The organism is Halosimplex carlsbadense 2-9-1, from assembly GCF_000337455.1.
Lineage (GTDB): Archaea > Halobacteriota > Halobacteria > Halobacteriales > Haloarculaceae > Halosimplex > Halosimplex carlsbadense.
On sequence record NZ_AOIU01000043.1, the window covers coordinates 93276 to 108603 of the forward strand.

Consider the following 15328-nt stretch of genomic DNA (forward strand, 5'->3'; position numbering starts at 1 on the left):
GACCGTCGGTTCGGGTTCCGACCAGCTCGATCCGCTCCCGTCGAGTCACTCGCAGTCCATCGAACAGTCGTACGACTTGCTGTATATCCAGTAGCCGTCGTCGTCGTCGGGCGCCGCTAGCGTGGCGTAGTCCAGCGAGAGTCGTGGTTCGTTGTCCCGGTTGAGCGTCTCGACGTGGTGCCACTCGCCGTCCGGTTCGGAGAGCGTCGCGCGGTACTGCCAGACGCGAACGCGTTCCTCGGTTACCCGGACCGCGTACGACTCCGGTCGAACGTCTGCCTGTGGCGGACGCTCCGCTTCCGTCGGAAGCGTTTCTCCGACCATACTCTCCTAACGGGCGGGATCGGATTAACTGTATCCCGGATATTCGTGACGGATGCACGACTGCTCTGAAGCCTGGCGGGTCTCAAGACACGCATGGCGGTGTCTATTCTCGTAATTTCAGTGGGTAACGCCTCCATCACCGCACAATTAGATAGGCGCGGCGGCTGGAACTTTACACGAGTTCGGATTCCGGAACGAGCTGAACGAAAATCCACTGGCACAGGGTACTCGAACGCGATGGACTCCCCGAAGGGCGACCCCGTGTGACGGGGGCCGATTGACGCTGCACTAAGATTCCACGTGAGGCGGTAACTCGGTGGTTAGCGAGATATTATTACCATGTGTCGCCGGGTGATCGTATGCTCGATGTCGGCGACACTGCACCGGAGTTCACCCTCCCGGGAACCGCTCGCGACGACGACGGGAACGACAGGGACGACATCGCCGAGTACTCCCTCTCCGCGGCGCTCGAAGAGCGTCCGGTCCTGCTGAATTTTTACGTGTTCAATTTCCATCCGGCCTGCCGGGAGAACGTCTGTTCGCTACACAACCTGTCGTGGTTCGACCTCGACGACGGCATCACTGTCTACGGTATCTCGACCGACAGCGTCCACAGTCATCGGGAGTTCGCGCGCCAGGAGACGCTCGGATTTCCACTGCTCTCAGACAGCGACGGGAGCGTTGCCGCGTCCTACGACGTCCTCGCAGACGAGATCGCGCGTCACAGGCAGGTCGCCCAGCGCTCGGTCTTCCTGATCGACCGGTCCGGGACCGTGCGCTACGCCTGGAGCGCCGAGACGCCCTCACAGCAGCCAGACTGGACGGAAATCAAACGTGCGACCGACCTGTTCGAACCGTCCTGAGACCGGGTTGGCTAGAGGTCGATGTCACGAGTGGGTCGAACTGCCCCACTACGGCATCGGATTACGTCGGTGTAAGCTACAGTTAATCGCCCGGCAAAACAGTTTCCACGAAATGCGACGAGAAGCGTTCGAGGAGCCGAGACGAGTCGCGACCTGGAGTGACCTCGACGACCGCGATCCGACCCACGCTCGCGTGGGGGACGTCGACCTCGTTGTCGTCCGTGACGGGGACACGGTCTCGGTCCTCTACGGCCGGTGTCTGCACCGGGGCGTCCTGCTAGCGGACGGCCACGTCGACGGGACGAACCTCATCTGTGGCGTTCACGGCTGGGACTACCGCTTCGATACGGGGATCAGCGAGTACGACAACAGCGAACAGCTCGAGAAGTTTCCGGCGGCAGTCGACGAGGGCGACGACGCCGTCTACGTCGACGCCGCCGAGATCCGGGCGTGGGCCGCCGACAACCCCCAGCCCTACGGGGACCCAGAGGAAGCCGACAGCACCACCGACCCGGAGTTCTACGGCGAACCGGACTACGAAAAAGAACCGTACACGCATTACATTCAGAAGCTCGCTCAGCACGGGCCGGAGGGTATCGGCGAACATGGGCCGGTCTCGGCGATGGGCGTCCCGCGAACGGAGTTACCCACCTGGGACGACCTGCAGATCCAGACGGCCCAACTCGCCGAGACCCCGCTCGATGACGAGGCACCGGTCGACACGGAACTCGTGCTCGGACCGAACGCGGAGAATCCGCTCACGCTGGAGATCCCGATCTTCGTCAGCGACATGAGCTTCGGCGCACTCAGTGAGGAGGCGAAACTCGCGATGTCGGAGGGCGCCGAACGCGCCGGGACGGGGATCTGCTCCGGGGAAGGCGGGATGCTCCCGGAGGAGCAGGAAGCTAACTCGCGATACTTTTACGAGTACGCCAGCGGGAAGTTCGGCTGGGACATCGACCACGTCGAGCGGGTCCAGGCGTTCCACTTCAAGGCCGGCCAGGGCGCGAAGACGGGAACCGGCGGACACCTGCCCGGCGAGAAGGTCCAGGGACGGATCGCCGAGGTTCGAGACCTCGAACCGGGTACGGATGCGGTGAGTCCGTCCCGGTTCCCGGACCTACAGACTCCCGAAGACTTCGCGAAGATGGCCGACCGGGTCCGGGACGTCGGTGGGGGCATCCCCGTCGGTTTCAAGCTCTCGGCCCAGCACGTCGAAGCCGACATCGACTTCGCGCTGGAGGCGGGTGCGGATTACATCATCCTCGACGGCCGCGGTGGTGGGACCGGAGCCGCGCCGGACGTGTTCAAGAACAATATTTCGGTACCCACGATGGCGGCGTTGGCCCGCGCCCGCGAGTATCTCGACAAGCGCGGTGCGGCCGAGGTGACGCTCATCGCCACGGGCGGGCTTCGGACCGAGTCGGACTTCATCAAGGCGATGGCACTGGGGGCCGACGGCGTCGCGGTCGCCAACGCGGCGATGCAGGCCATCGGCTGTCTCGGGATGCGCGCCTGCGATTCGAACAACTGCCCCGTCGGCATCGCGACACAGCGCGAGGACTTACGTGACCGGCTGGTCGTCGACTCGGCCGCGAACGGACTGCGAAACTTCTTCGAGGCGACGGTCGAACTGATGAACGTGATGGCCCGCGCCTGCGGACACGACAGTCTCTCTGGATTCGAGCGCCGCGACCTGACCGCGTGGAAACGAGACGTTGCGGAGTTGACCGGCGTCGAATACGCCGGCGTCGGGAGGTGAGTCGTCCGTGCTTCCGTACGACGGCCGACGCGTGGAACTGGTTACGGTCGCGGCTGTCGCCGATAACGGCGTGATCGGTCGCGACGGAGAACTCCCCTGGCCGTCGATCCCCGAGGACAGGCGCCAGTATCGGGAGCGGATCGCCGACCATCCGGTGATTCTCGGCCGTCGGACCTTCGAGTCGATGCGCGAGGACCTCCCCGGGACCGCTCAGATAGTCGTGAGTCGGAGCGACCGCGAGTACGACGTCGAGTCCGCGCGCCACGCCGCCGGCGTCGACGACGCGGTCGGGAGCGTCCACGCGCTCGGCGCGTCGCGGGCCTACGTGATCGGTGGCGGCGGGATATACGCCCTCTTCCAGCCGTACGTCGACCGAATGGTACTGAGCCGGATCCCCGGCGAGTACGAGGGGGACACGTACTTCCCCGAGTGGGACGCCGGCGAGTGGCAGCGCGTCGACGCCGTCGACTACGACGAGTTCACCCTCGAAGAGTGGGTTCGGGAGGCGGAGTGAACGGAGACACCCCCATGGACACGTCACGTCTCTCCGACGCTGTCGACGACTACCTCGCGACGGAGCGTTCGGAACTGTTCGAGTTCACTGAGCGGCTGGTGGGCTTCGAGACGCAAAACCCGCCGGGCGGCACGGTCGATGTCGTCAAGTGGCTCGAATCGACACTCGGCGACATTGACCTCGAACTGGACCGGGTCGCCGTCGACCCGGAGAAACCGAACCTGCTCGCAGGTGAATCAGCTGTCACCCGGATCGATGTCGATCCAGTATCGGGCCTTGAGTGCCGAGCGAGAGCATAGTTGCCCAGAAGAACATTAAAAACCTACCGAGATGTAAACAGGGTAATGACGGATCCTCCAACTGTCACTCCCGGCGAGATGGACACTGACACGCTCTTGGAAACGATCAAACAAAAGGGGCATGTCGTAGTACGGACTGAATTTCTAGACTCTGACTACGATGTGACGCTTCGATGGGATGGGGAGACGTTCTATTGTGATACGCCGACGCGGTTGCACCATCACGATACCGAACAGGGAATGCGTACGTGCATCGAGGAGCAGGGATACAGCGAGTGATCTCTGGGTTTGTTATCAACGTAGCCCGCTTACACCCCCTGTCGGTGAGGTCTTTGATACTGGGTGACCAGTCAGTAACCTGTTCATTTATTTTGTCGCACTGTCTACCATAGAGCACAATGATCCAGGCAGATCCTTCGCCCGAGCGGTTTCGTGAACTGATGCTAGACGAGGAGCCAGCGTTTGAGGATGTACTGGCCTGCGTGTTCGATATCCAGAGTCATGAGGTTCAAACGTATCTGACGCTCCGTGATAATCCAAGGACCACCGTTGCGGAACTGGCCGCTGAGCTCAACCGCGACCGGAGCAATATCAACCGGTCGCTGACAACTCTGCAAGAGAGAGGCCTGGTCGATCGAGAACGCCGCTTGCTTGATGGTGGCGGCCACGTCTACCAATACGCCGCTACACCACTACCCGAGGCACGCGAATTGATGCACGAAACCCTAGACGAGTGGGCCGCCTACGTCCACGACCGCATTGAGGAGTTCGGACAGGACTCCAAATGAATCCTACAGTCTCCGTTGGCTGATCTGAAATTTGATTCAGGTAACGTAACTTGCTTGCGGGTGAGAAACTTCGGAAATCGTCGTTCGTTGAATGTCCCATATATGAATATAGGCCAACAAACCCGTCAGGGACTCGTTTCTGAGTGATTAGCTCTGTGAAGACGTACCGGTCCCGATTCTGGGTTCCAGTGAGGTGAGATAGATCTCGATAGAGGGTCTACTCGTCGAAGCAAGTGCAGGTGCCGTTGAGTTCGCCGTCAACAACCCGGTCTATCGTCGGATCGCGGCCGTCTATGCGCTGCTCCCGCTCAGATACGCACAGACTATCGATCATCCGATGGTCTAGCATTCCAAGTTGGAGACCACAGTTACGGAGGATCGATCTGCCGACTCACCAGAACGAGACTTCCGACGAGCATGACGACAGAGAGCGGGAGGAGAAACTGGAACGTCGTCAGCAGGGCACTCGACGCCTGGATTCCGAGGACGATCAGCACGACGGGGCCGCAACAGGCGGTTCCCGAGAGGACGGCCGGAACGCTCGCGAGAATCCCCGTCGAGGACTGGCCGATTCCGCACGCCTTCGGCTGTCGCCAGGCGAGGTACGTGAGGCCCAAGTTCAGCCCGACCAGCACCGACAGCCCGAACCCGATGACTGAATTGAACGAGAAGAGGTAGGTGACTGGGCCCAGCCGGACCTGTGCCACGGGAGTATAAGAGAACGGGCCGAGCGCAGGTTCGAGGAGCTTTCCGAGAGGGTCGGCGACTACGGTGACCGAGTACCCACCTAGTCCCGGTGCGAGGTGGCCGAGCGCCCAGAGATACACCAGCAGGTACCCGGCGGTGACCGCGCCGACTACGGCCAGCGCGTCGCGGCGGGACAGCGTCAGCGCCGTCGCGGCCCGCGTCTTCGCGGCGAGGGCCCTCGACCGGTGTGCGAGCGAACGGTCGCTCGTGAAGACGCCGTCACTCATACACGTCGGTCTCGGGGTAGTAGCTGCCCCAGGCGAACCACATCGCGTCGAAGGTGTGGACTCGCGAGAGCGGGAGTGAGTCCGGTTCGTGAGCGGTTCCGTCGGGCCCGACAACCGACCCGTCCTCGAACCGGTACTCCTCCTCCTCCGAGTTCCAGTAGACGTACCCCGTGTCCAGCGCCGGGTCGTACACGGCCAGCACCGGTTCCGCCCCGAGTTCGCCCGTCATCAGGCTCTGGTCGCGGAGCGATTCCTTCAGGAACGCGACGGCGCCGTCCGCGGTCCGGGCGCCCATCACGACCGTCTTTTTGTCGAAGCGATCGGTGCTGTTCAGCGCCGGGAACAGCAGGTTCCCGTTCGCGTAGTAGCCGCCGCGCGGGTTGTACGAGCCGTAGGGGTCCGACCCGTAGTTACGCGCGTGGCCGGTGTCCGTCGAGAGCACCCGCGTCTCGGGCTCGTGACGCCGCCAGCGCTCCCAGGTCGTCCAGACCAGCCGGAGTTCCCGAAGCGACCGGACCGAAGCGTCCTCGTTCCACGGTCCCGGGATAGACGTGGCGAGGATCTGCGGCCACCACGTCTCGGTCGCCCGGTCGTACATGACGAGGTTGTTGTTGATCAGTCGACCCGACACACCGAAGGTCGTCTCCCCGCGCTCGAAGCCCTGGACGGTCCCCGTGAGCGGACAGTAGGTGACCGCGACGTTGGTCCCCGCGAGTTCGTCGTTGACGATCTCGTGGTGGGCCAGGATCTTCTGCGGGTAGGCCTTCGCGACGCCGTCGCGTTCGACGCCAAACACCGGGTCACCCGGGGCGAGGTAGTCGACCGCGTCGGGCGCGAGGAATTTCGGGTCGTCGATCGAGGGGATCCCGTCTTTCGACGGACCGCCCGACATCGCGTTGTCGCGCAACGTTGCGGGCTCCATTGGCAAAGGGAGCTGAGCGTCGGCGGTCGGGACTGCGTCCGTCACGCTCGTCGAGTCGGCCGTGGCTCCATCCGCCGAGTCAGCCGCCGTTCCGTCCGCGCGACCGGCCTCGTCCGGTCCCGCGCTTCCCGGCGTCGGGGTGGTCTCGCTGCTGCGACCGACACAGCCGCTGATGCCGATCGCCGCGAGCGCGGCCGCGGAGAGGAACTGACGCCGTGAGGGAGACACCATTACCCTCTATAGGACGGTCGCTTGATTAACAGTTGAGCGGCTGTGCGAGCGCGGCACACTCCTCCAAGGGCCCCCCACGGCCTGCCGGGGGCTCGCAGCGGGAGATCAGTCCGGCCGGTAGAACGCGTCGGGACCGTGGTCGTCCCGCCAGGCGAACGCGAACAGGCGACAAGTGGGCAGCCGTTCCAGCGCCCGTCCGTCCGCCGCGCGGCCGGTCGCGGGGTCCCAGACGGTCCCGTCGGCCGCGACCCCGCCCTCGGTCACCACGAAGGCGTACCCCGGATCGACGTACCCGTGGATCCCGGCATCGGGCGTCGCGAACACGACGATGTCGCGAGCGCCGACAGTTGCCCGCACGACTCCGTCCGCGTCGCGGACCCGCGGGAGTGGGAACCCGACGGCCTTGTCGCCGACTTCGACCCCGAGGACGACCGTCTTCGGGTCGAGGTCGTCGCCGTCCCACTCGCGGGAGCCGTCGCCGCGGTGAGCAGCGAGGCCGAAGCCGTCGCTCTCGAAGTAGTCGCTGTACGGCGACTCATCGTAGTCGATGGGGGCGGGCGCGTCGCCCTCGCTCGCCGCCTCGCTCTCGCCGCCCGGCCGCCGGAGCACCACACCGTCGGGGTGGGCGTCACGGAACCGCCCCCAGGGGAGGACCGACGCGGGTTGAACCGAGAGCGTGTCTCCCGCGAAGTCGCCCTCGATGCAGTCGCCGCTGGACTGTTTCCACTCGCTCCCCGTCTCGCGGTCGTACAGCACGAGGTCGTCGTCGGCGAGTTTCCCCGAGACTCCGAATTCGAGGGTCTGCCCCTCGTGACGCCGCCCGTAGACGACCGCGCTGCCACACAGCGGGCACCACGTGACCGCGATCGGGTCGCCGTCGACGGTGTCGTTGACGACCTCGTGGAACTGGAGGTATCGGACGGGGTAGGCCTTAGCCCGGTCGTCCGTCTCGACCGCGACGACGAGGTCGTCGGCCGCGCCCGGGTACTCGGCTCCGAACGCCGGGTCGTCGACGCTCGGGATGGCGTCGCGGGGAATCACCTGTCGGACGTTCACGCGGCGGACTACTCGGTCGCGGTTCATAACGTTCAGGTCGTCGCTCGTTTCGGCCGCGCGACGGTGCGTGGCGAACGCCGCCCGGCCAAACCCCTATCAGGATCCGCGCGAACCCGAGTGTATGAACGTCCAAGACGTGCTCCCGCGGGACGCGATCCCCAGTATCGACGATCCTGCGTTCGGGCCGACGTACTTCGGCGACCCGAACGACGAGGTGATCGTCGTCGACGGTGACCCGCCGCGGGCGTATCCGATCCGGGTCCTCAGCTATCACGAGATCGTCAACGACACCATCGACGGTCGTCCCATTGCAGTCACCTGGTGTCCGATCTGCTGGAGTGCGGTCGTCTACGACCCGGTGGTCGACGGCCGGACGCTGACGTTCGGCACCTCGGGAAAGCTCGCCGACGACGCATTGGTCATGTACGACCGGGAGACCGAATCGGAGTGGAAACAGCCGACGGGGGCGGCCATCGCCGGACCGCTCGAAGGAGTGCGTCTCCCTGCGATCCCCGCACCGGTCGTCTCCTGGGAGCGATTCGTCGCTGACAACCCCGACGGCGTCGTCCTCCAGCCCGTACGCGGTGACGGGACCCGCTCGCCCGACGAGGTCTACGACATGGACCCCTACGAGCGCTACGCCGAGGGCGGCGAGTTCGGTCTCTACGGGATGCGAGGCGAGGGGGAGCGCCGCTCGTGGGACCGAACGGACATCGACGCGAAGACGGTCGTCCTCGGAGTCGAAGTCGGCGACGAGGCCGTCGGATACCCGGTCCCTCGCGTTCGGGCCGCGGGTGGGGTCGTCACCGATACCGTCGGCTCCAGTCGGGTCGTCGTGTTCGCGACGGACGACGGCGTTCACGCCTTCGAGGACCCTGGGTTCGACTTCGAGCGACGCGACGGGTCGATCCGCGCCGACGGGACGACCTGGGACGGGGCTACGGGTGAAAGTGCCGACGGCCGCGCGCTCGACCGGCTGGCCTCCCGACGACTGTTCGCGTTCACCTGGCAGGACGCCCACGGGCGCGACTCGTTCTACGCCCCGTGAGTGAAATTTCACGAGGACGGTTCGGGGCGGTTGCGGTTCGACAGCTCGCGGCGGGTTCGGCGGTCGGTCGCGGGCGCTTCGCCGGGCGTCAGCCCTGCCGGCGACGGTCGGCGAACTTCCGTGGCGCCTTGCGCCAATCGTACTCGTGGAAGCGCAGCGACGGCGTCGCGTCGGCCGGAATCTGGTCGAACTCGCGGAGAAACGAGCGGAGCCCGGACCGCCCGCCGAAGTCGCCGATGAACCACAGACAGACCCGCGGGAGCGTCACGCGGTCCCGGTCGCGGTCATACTCGACGGTCCCGTCCAGATAGGTCTCCGTCGCGTCGTCCAGCGTGTCGTCGACGATCTCGGGGGTGTAGGCGAGCACAGCCGGACAGCTCACCGCCCCACAGTTGAGCGCGAAGTGGATCCGCGGGTCGGCGTCGAGGCGGTACGCCGCGGACAGCCCCGTCCGGCCGAGCCGGGGGAGATATCCGAGCCCGTACTTCGACTTTTGTCCCCGGAGGATTCCGTGTTCGATGTCGTCCAGGCTCAACTCGACGCCGGCGACCGTGACCGCCGACGCTCGGAAGAATCGCCACCGCGACTCGAACAGGGTGGGCCGCCTGTCGAGCAGGAGCTGGGCCGCCGCGTTGTAGACGTTCAGCCAGAAGGCCAGCGCCGTCCGCCGCTCCGTCCGGACTGGAGCGAGTGACGGCTCGTTCATATCGGCTAGCGACTGGCGGAACTGTTCGGTGGGCTCTCTGCGGCGGACCCGTTCGAGCAGCCCACGGGCCAGCTCCGTCGGCGCCGACGGCGCCGAATCGAAGTCGTTCGCATCACCGACGGCAGGGGATCCCGGAACGTCCGGGCCCGTGTCCGCCTCTCGACCGTCGTCGCCGGACGAGTCTCCCATCGTCCCAAACGAGGGTGCGGACGAATAAAAATCGTCCGCGGTCGAGAGCGGATCGCGCGGACCCGCTTACAGACCGACGCCGACGCTCCACCAGGCGACCGTGACGGCGACCGCGAGCATGACCATAGCCAGAACCGACGGGAGAGGACTCCGCTGTCGCGTGAGCGTGGCTCGACCCCAGATGAGGAAGGGGGACGCCGCGAGGTGCGCCGCGGCGACGGTCGTCGGGAGGACGCCACCGACCCACAGCGCCGCGGCTGCCAGCGCGGCGAGCCCGGCGAGCGCGACGTACGCCCGCCGGATGCGCCCGGGCGACCACCGAACGGCCAGCGTCCGCTTGCCGACCCGCTCGTCCGCACGGCGGTCGGGCCAGTGGGTCGCCAGGAGGTTGCAGCCGACCACCGCCGCGAACGGGAGGGGCGCCAGCGCGGTGGCGACGGTCGGTGTCGCTACGACCGTGACACCGTAAATCGGGAGTACGATACCGCCCAGCGTCGCGTTGACGAGTTCTCCGACGCTGCGTCTAACCAGCGCCACGGGCGGCAGCGAGTACGCCAGCCCGGCGAACAGCGTCACGACGAGCAGTCCCGCCGCCGTGGGCGGCACCCAGCCGGTCCCGGCGACAACCACGATCACGACGACTGAGGCCGAGAGGGCGGCGACGGTCGCCCGCCGGAGGAACGACCGTGGTAGTCCGGTACGTGCGAGCGCCCCGCTGCCGCCCGAGAACGGCGTGCGGTCGGTCAGCGCGTCCGTGTCCGCGTCCGCGTATTCGTTCGCGTAGTGGATAGTCACTGTGACCGGCAACAACGCGACCGCGCCGGCGAGGACGCGCGAGGCGAACGCCGGGGCAGTCACGTCGGCCGGTGTCGCAGCGGTCGCGGTCCCGGCGACCAGCGGCGGGCCGGCAGTCGACATCCCGACCCCGAGCAGGTAGACGAGGACGACCAGCGCGACCTGACTCGGCCGACTCGCCGCCCACAGCGCCCAGAGCCGCGGCAGCCGGTCGACGAGTCGCGAGCGAACGGACGGGGTCGACATAGGTGCTGCTGTGGCCGCGGCGCGGGTAGCTCTGTCGGTAAGGTTCAATACCGCTCGCTCCTGACCGTCTTGCAGATGACACGAGCGGCGGCGGTCGATGGGTTCGAGACGTTCGTCGACCGAACGGCCGAAGCGACCCGTCGAGAGTTCAGCGTGGAGCGAGCGCTTCGGGGGACAGGGCTCGGCCCAGGCGGCGCGCTCGTCGACCGGCTCCGGCGCCACACCGACGCGTTGGAACGGCAGGTCGTCGAACCGGAACTGGAGGCGTACCGCCAGCGCTCGGTCGAACAGTTCCGCGTCATCCTCACGGCCGTCAAGGACGACCGCCCCGTCGGGGCGGTCGAGACCGAGCTGCTCGAACACGACAGCATGGTGCAGGCGCTGGACCCCGACTTGACACCCGAGCGGCGCCGAGCTGTCGTCGAGGACGTCCTCGGCCGGCTCCAGCGACTCGGCGACGGGGTCGTACCCATCGTCGAGCGGCCGGAAGACGAGTTCTGGCCGGCCGTCCGGAACGCGTTCGACGAGGAACGTGCGCGTTCACTGGTGGAGACGGTCGTCCCGTTCACCGGCCCACTGCGACGCCACCGCGACGCGTTCGCCTTCGAGGTGCGTATCGACCCCGCCGACGTGCTCTCCGGTCCACTGGCTGGGCGGCTGCCGGCCGTCTCGCTGGACTACACCGACGAGGCGGTCCGCGCGATGCGCCGCGCCGAGCGGCGGGTCGTCCACGAGGCTAAATCCGACGTGGCCGAGCAGTTCGACTGAACCGGACAATCATCCCGTTCTCCGGCCGCGAGGGCAGCAGCCAAGAGTCTGGAGTCCGATATCGGAGGTGATGGATACGACAGCCCTGGAGTTTTCGCTGCCGAACGCGGCCGCGGAGCCGGACCCGTTCTCGATCGCCGACCTCTCGCCGGAGATCCGGTTCGCCGTCCTGTTCTTCCAGCGAGACCACTACTGCACGAACTGCCGGGAGCAGGTGCAAGCGGTCGCCGACCGGGTAGACGCGTTCAGAGCGCGCGGCGCGGAACCGGTCTCGGTCGTGCCGGAGCCGCTGGACCGCGTCGAGCAGTGGCAAGCGGAGTACGACCTGCCGTACCCGCTGCTCGCCGACGAGGACGCCGCTGTCGGTGACGCCTACGACCAGCCAGTCCGATTCGGCCTGCTCGGCTCCGTGTCCGATTTCTTGGGCCGGATGCCACAGATCGTGGTCCTCGACCGGAGCGGTGGCGAGGGCGACCCCGAGGTCGTCTACACGTACAGCAGTAACTCGACGTTCGACCGCCCCAGCATCGACGAGTTGCTCGCGACGCTCGACGACCTCGCGGCGGATGGAGAGACCACATCCACCGACGGGTAATCCACAGGCTCGAAAGAAGTCGACCGATCGACGTGGATATGTCGAGGACAACGCGAACCGCGACAGATACGTCACGGATCTACTGCATCTCGCCGCACGTGAACCCTGCCTGAATTGGCAGTGCATGGTCCGTGAGAACGCCTTCGTTCCAGACGCTCGACTCGCAGGAGCGACTTACCACCCCGTTACTTGAATTTCATAATGCTTCGGGCCCTGGACGACTGTATGGAAGAGTTCGATTTCTTGGTTATCGGGTCGGGTTCGGGCCTCGATGTCGCGAGTGTCGCGGCGAGCCAGGGCCAGTCGGTCGCAGTCGTGGAGAAGGGGCCGCTCGGCGGCACCTGTCTCAATCGAGGCTGCATCCCGTCGAAACACCTGCTGTACCACGCGGACGTGATGGAGACGGTCGAACACGCCGACGAGTTCGAGATCGAAGCGACGGTAGACGATGTCGACTTCGCAGCGATCGTTCGAAACGTCAACGAAGACGTGCAGGAGGACTCCGAATCCATCCGACGGGGTCTGGAGTCGTCGTCGCAGCACGCGCTGTTCGACGGCGAGGCCAGGTTCGTCGACGAACGGACCGTCGAAGTCTCAGATGGCGACGACGACGGCGCTCGCCTGCGGGCGGAAACGGTCCTCATCGCCGCCGGGACACGGCCCGGGATTCCGAACGTCGATGGAATCGATGATGTGGCGTATCTGACGAGTACCGAGGCGCTCCAGCTCGAAACACCCCCGGACCGGCTCGTCATCGTCGGCGGTGGGTACATCGCGGCCGAACTCGGCCACTTCTTCGATACCTTCGGCAGCGACGTGACCGTCGTCGGCCGTCGCCCGAACCTGCTTCCGGAAGCCGACGAGGAGGTGGCCGAAGCGTTCACGGAGCGCTATGCCGATCGGTTCACCGTCCATACCGGACACGCCGCGACGGGAGTCAGCGAGGACGACGGTGAGATCACCGTCGAAGCACGTCCGTACGAGTACGGCGACGAGCCAGGGGTCGTAGACGACGGTGAGTCCGTGACGGTGACCGGTGACGAACTGCTCGTCGCCGCCGGACGAGTGCCCAACACCGACACGCTGAACCTCGACGCGACGAGCGTCGAGACCGACGACAGGGGGTTCGTCGCGACCGACGAATACCTCCGGACGGACGCCGACGGCGTCTGGGCGCTGGGAGACATCGTCGGTGAGTACCTCCTGAAACACAGTGCGAACCACGAGGCCAAGGCAGTGGCCAGGAATATCTTCGGGAGCGAACTCGAACCAGTCGACTACAGTGCGATGCCGTTCGCCGTTTTCGCCTCGCCGGAAGTCGCTGGCGTCGGCGCACTCGAACAGGACCTTCGCGAAGCGGGCCGAGACTACGCGACTAACACCTACCGGTACGAGGAGACCGCACGCGGCGACGCGATGAAAGCCGATGGCTTCGTGAAGGTGCTGGTCGATCTCGATGGTGGAATACTCGGCTGTCATATCGTCGGTCCCGACGCCTCGACGCTGATTCAGGAGGTCGTCGTCGCGATGAAGGCCGGGTCTGGTACCGTTCGGGATATCAGAGAATCGGTCCATATTCATCCGGCGCTTCCCGAAGTCGTTCAGCGTGCCTTCTCCGGACAGTTCAGTCGCGGCGGAAATGGCCACGACCACCACCATCACTAGCGTTCTACTTACACTCGCGTAACTACCTTACTGAACCGTTCGCGTGCGTTTTTGTGGGTCCTGTCCGTACCCTTGGTTGCAATGACGAAAGCAGCAGTCGTAATCCTCGCCGGAACGGAATCGCACGCTGATACGGGTCGTCTCGTCAACGGACTCGAGACAGCCAAGGAGTTTGCACAGACCGACGGTGACGAAGTCGAACTCATCTTCGACGGTGCCGGGACACAGTGGATCCCGGAACTCGAAGACGAAGAGAGCGACTACCACGAGCTCTACCAGGCGGTCCGAGACGACACGTCGGTGTGTGACTTCTGTGCCGGTGCGTTCGGTGTCGAGGACGCAGTCGACGACGCCGGCGTCGTGACCCTCGACGACCACGACGGCCACCCGAGCATTCGCTCGCTCGTCGACGACGACTACGAGATCATCACCTTCTAATCCGGGTCCGAGCGGTAGCCACGCTCCTCCCGTTCCCCTCTTCGAAGCTTCGGATAAATGAATCGCTGGCCTCGACTGTGGGGTGTTCAGGTAATTCGCCGTCGGGTACGGTGGGCACACAGTTGCCGAACAATTTTGACCGTCCCTGTCGCACTCTGATACGCGATGGTCATCATCTACGCGACGTTCCCGATAGATCCGCAACACCGCGAAGAAGCGACCGAATTGATGCGAGAACTGGCCGAGCAATCGCGCAGCGAAGACGGAGTCATCGAGTACCGTGTCGGGGCTGACATCGAAGACCCGAACACGTTCAGATTCTTCGAGCGGTACGAGGACGAAGCAGCGTTCGGTGCCCACGCTGAAACAGAACACTTCGAAGAGTTCGAGTCTGCGCTCCCCGACGTACTCGCGGGTGAGCCGACCGTCACTCGATTCGACATCGATTCTGTAGCAGATCTAGAACTCTGAGGGATGTGAAGAGGCGGTTACTTTCTCTGATCGGGTAGTCCAGTCGAGTCAAGCTAGTAGATGGGGTATCGGTCCCCGTTGCACTCCCTCGATTTCACCCACTCCGAGAATTTCTATCTGAGCTACCGAGATCGACTCTGACAGGGTCGTTGATCACTATATTAGCGTCTACCACAGAGCTTCTGAGTCTATCCTTCTTCGGTAGAAAGCGTATAGACTCGCTTTCTGGCGTCCATGAACGAAATCCGAGAACGAACGATATTGTTGTCCTCGAGTTTTGTTAATGCAAATCGGACCGTCCGTTGCGGAAGGCGCGCTGATTCGGATATCTGTGACTGTGTGAGGTCTCCCTCGTACTCCAGTGTCTTTGCGACCAATTTCGCGCTCGGAGGGAGGTCCGTCAGAGCGGCACGATTCGTATCGTGAATCGAAGTAGAACGCCCGGTCATCTACTCGGAAGATGAGTCGGGACTGTTTGTAATCCCATACCGGGAATGCGCGCTATCCGCACATCCGGTAGTAGACGGTCTCACCACGTATCGTCGTCAATTCGCTGTTTTAGGACATCTCCTGCCGTGTGCGAACGGACAGTTTCCCGTTCAGATCTGGTCGTACGGAGCGACACACTGCTTTTGAGATTGTGAATCCGGACCTCATCCAAATTACAGTCATAG

General features: G+C 64.8%; 19 protein-coding genes. 12 read left to right on the plus strand and 7 right to left on the minus strand.

Going from position 1 to position 15328, the window contains the following annotated elements:
• Positions 1 to 45 precede the first annotated feature (45 nt).
• Entirely contained in the window at positions 46 to 324 is a 279-nt protein-coding gene (locus tag C475_RS18960; protein ID WP_006885506.1) for a hypothetical protein, read from the minus strand.
• Between the two features lie 359 nt (positions 325 to 683).
• On the opposite strand from C475_RS18960, the gene C475_RS18965 reads away from it, so the two are divergent.
• The 6 genes from C475_RS18965 to C475_RS18990 all read left to right on the plus strand — a co-directional run bounded on the left by C475_RS18965 (position 684) and on the right by C475_RS18990 (position 4550).
• A complete protein-coding gene (locus C475_RS18965) occupies positions 684 to 1187 on the plus strand; it encodes a redoxin domain-containing protein (protein ID WP_006885507.1) in 504 nt (167 codons plus the stop codon).
• Positions 1188 to 1299: 112 nt separating this feature from the next.
• Positions 1300 to 2949 (plus strand): glutamate synthase-related protein, encoded by a 1650-nt coding sequence (locus C475_RS18970; protein ID WP_006885508.1) that lies wholly within the window; start codon positions 1300 to 1302, stop codon positions 2947 to 2949.
• Between the two features lie 31 nt (positions 2950 to 2980).
• On the plus strand, positions 2981 to 3463 hold the full coding sequence (locus tag C475_RS18975) for a dihydrofolate reductase (RefSeq protein WP_006885509.1): 483 nt from the start codon (positions 2981 to 2983) through the stop codon (positions 3461 to 3463).
• Positions 3460 to 3762: a hypothetical protein gene (locus tag C475_RS18980; protein ID WP_152436519.1), complete on the plus strand. Its 303-nt coding sequence runs from the start codon at positions 3460 to 3462 to the stop codon at positions 3760 to 3762. Before C475_RS18975 ends, C475_RS18980 begins: the two co-directional genes overlap by 4 nt.
• A gap of 45 nt (positions 3763 to 3807) precedes the next feature.
• Positions 3808 to 4041, plus strand: coding sequence for a hypothetical protein (locus C475_RS18985; RefSeq protein WP_006885511.1), 234 nt, complete (start codon positions 3808 to 3810; stop codon positions 4039 to 4041).
• Positions 4042 to 4160: 119 nt separating this feature from the next.
• Positions 4161 to 4550, plus strand: a complete 390-nt coding sequence (locus C475_RS18990) for a helix-turn-helix domain-containing protein (protein WP_006885512.1) — start codon at positions 4161 to 4163, stop codon at positions 4548 to 4550.
• A gap of 368 nt (positions 4551 to 4918) precedes the next feature.
• Here C475_RS18990 and C475_RS18995 read toward each other — a convergent pair whose 3' ends face one another.
• The 3 genes from C475_RS18995 to C475_RS19005 all read right to left on the minus strand — a co-directional run bounded on the left by C475_RS18995 (position 4919) and on the right by C475_RS19005 (position 7733).
• Positions 4919 to 5524, minus strand: coding sequence for a hypothetical protein (locus C475_RS18995; protein WP_006885513.1), 606 nt, complete (start codon positions 5522 to 5524; stop codon positions 4919 to 4921).
• A complete protein-coding gene (locus C475_RS19000) occupies positions 5517 to 6677 on the minus strand; it encodes a DUF3179 domain-containing protein (RefSeq protein ID WP_006885514.1) in 1161 nt (386 codons plus the stop codon). Before C475_RS19000 ends, C475_RS18995 begins: the two co-directional genes overlap by 8 nt.
• 105 nt (positions 6678 to 6782) lie before the next feature.
• On the minus strand, positions 6783 to 7733 hold the full coding sequence (locus C475_RS19005) for a DUF3179 domain-containing protein (RefSeq protein WP_049930973.1): 951 nt from the start codon (positions 7731 to 7733) through the stop codon (positions 6783 to 6785).
• Between the two features lie 121 nt (positions 7734 to 7854).
• Between C475_RS19005 and C475_RS19010 the strand changes: the two genes are divergently transcribed.
• Positions 7855 to 8781 carry a DUF3179 domain-containing protein gene (locus C475_RS19010; protein ID WP_006885516.1) on the plus strand — a complete coding sequence of 309 codons (927 nt, stop codon included), beginning with the start codon at positions 7855 to 7857 and terminating at the stop codon, positions 8779 to 8781.
• Between the two features lie 88 nt (positions 8782 to 8869).
• Here C475_RS19010 and C475_RS19015 read toward each other — a convergent pair whose 3' ends face one another.
• Positions 8870 to 9676, minus strand: coding sequence for a DUF547 domain-containing protein (locus C475_RS19015; protein WP_006885517.1), 807 nt, complete (start codon positions 9674 to 9676; stop codon positions 8870 to 8872).
• A gap of 66 nt (positions 9677 to 9742) precedes the next feature.
• Positions 9743 to 10717 (minus strand): prenyltransferase, encoded by a 975-nt coding sequence (locus tag C475_RS19020; protein WP_006885518.1) that lies wholly within the window; start codon positions 10715 to 10717, stop codon positions 9743 to 9745.
• Positions 10718 to 10792: 75 nt separating this feature from the next.
• Here C475_RS19020 and C475_RS19025 point away from each other — a divergent pair, with 75 nt between their 5' ends.
• The 5 genes from C475_RS19025 to C475_RS19045 all read left to right on the plus strand — a co-directional run bounded on the left by C475_RS19025 (position 10793) and on the right by C475_RS19045 (position 14654).
• Positions 10793 to 11485 (plus strand): hypothetical protein, encoded by a 693-nt coding sequence (locus tag C475_RS19025; protein WP_006885519.1) that lies wholly within the window; start codon positions 10793 to 10795, stop codon positions 11483 to 11485.
• Positions 11486 to 11555: 70 nt separating this feature from the next.
• Positions 11556 to 12080 carry a peroxiredoxin family protein gene (locus C475_RS19030; RefSeq protein ID WP_006885520.1) on the plus strand — a complete coding sequence of 175 codons (525 nt, stop codon included), beginning with the start codon at positions 11556 to 11558 and terminating at the stop codon, positions 12078 to 12080.
• A gap of 225 nt (positions 12081 to 12305) precedes the next feature.
• Complete coding sequence (locus C475_RS19035) at positions 12306 to 13745, plus strand: dihydrolipoyl dehydrogenase (protein WP_006885521.1); 1440 nt, start codon at positions 12306 to 12308, stop codon at positions 13743 to 13745.
• An 81-nt stretch (positions 13746 to 13826) separates the two neighbouring features.
• Complete coding sequence (locus C475_RS19040; RefSeq protein WP_006885522.1) at positions 13827 to 14183, plus strand: DsrE family protein; 357 nt, start codon at positions 13827 to 13829, stop codon at positions 14181 to 14183.
• A gap of 165 nt (positions 14184 to 14348) precedes the next feature.
• Positions 14349 to 14654 (plus strand): putative quinol monooxygenase, encoded by a 306-nt coding sequence (locus C475_RS19045; protein WP_006885523.1) that lies wholly within the window; start codon positions 14349 to 14351, stop codon positions 14652 to 14654.
• Positions 14655 to 14842: 188 nt separating this feature from the next.
• Here the strand turns inward: C475_RS19045 and C475_RS24995 are convergent, their stop codons facing one another.
• Positions 14843 to 15103 carry a helix-turn-helix domain-containing protein gene (locus C475_RS24995; RefSeq protein WP_006885524.1) on the minus strand — a complete coding sequence of 87 codons (261 nt, stop codon included), beginning with the start codon at positions 15101 to 15103 and terminating at the stop codon, positions 14843 to 14845.
• Positions 15104 to 15328 lie beyond the last annotated feature (225 nt).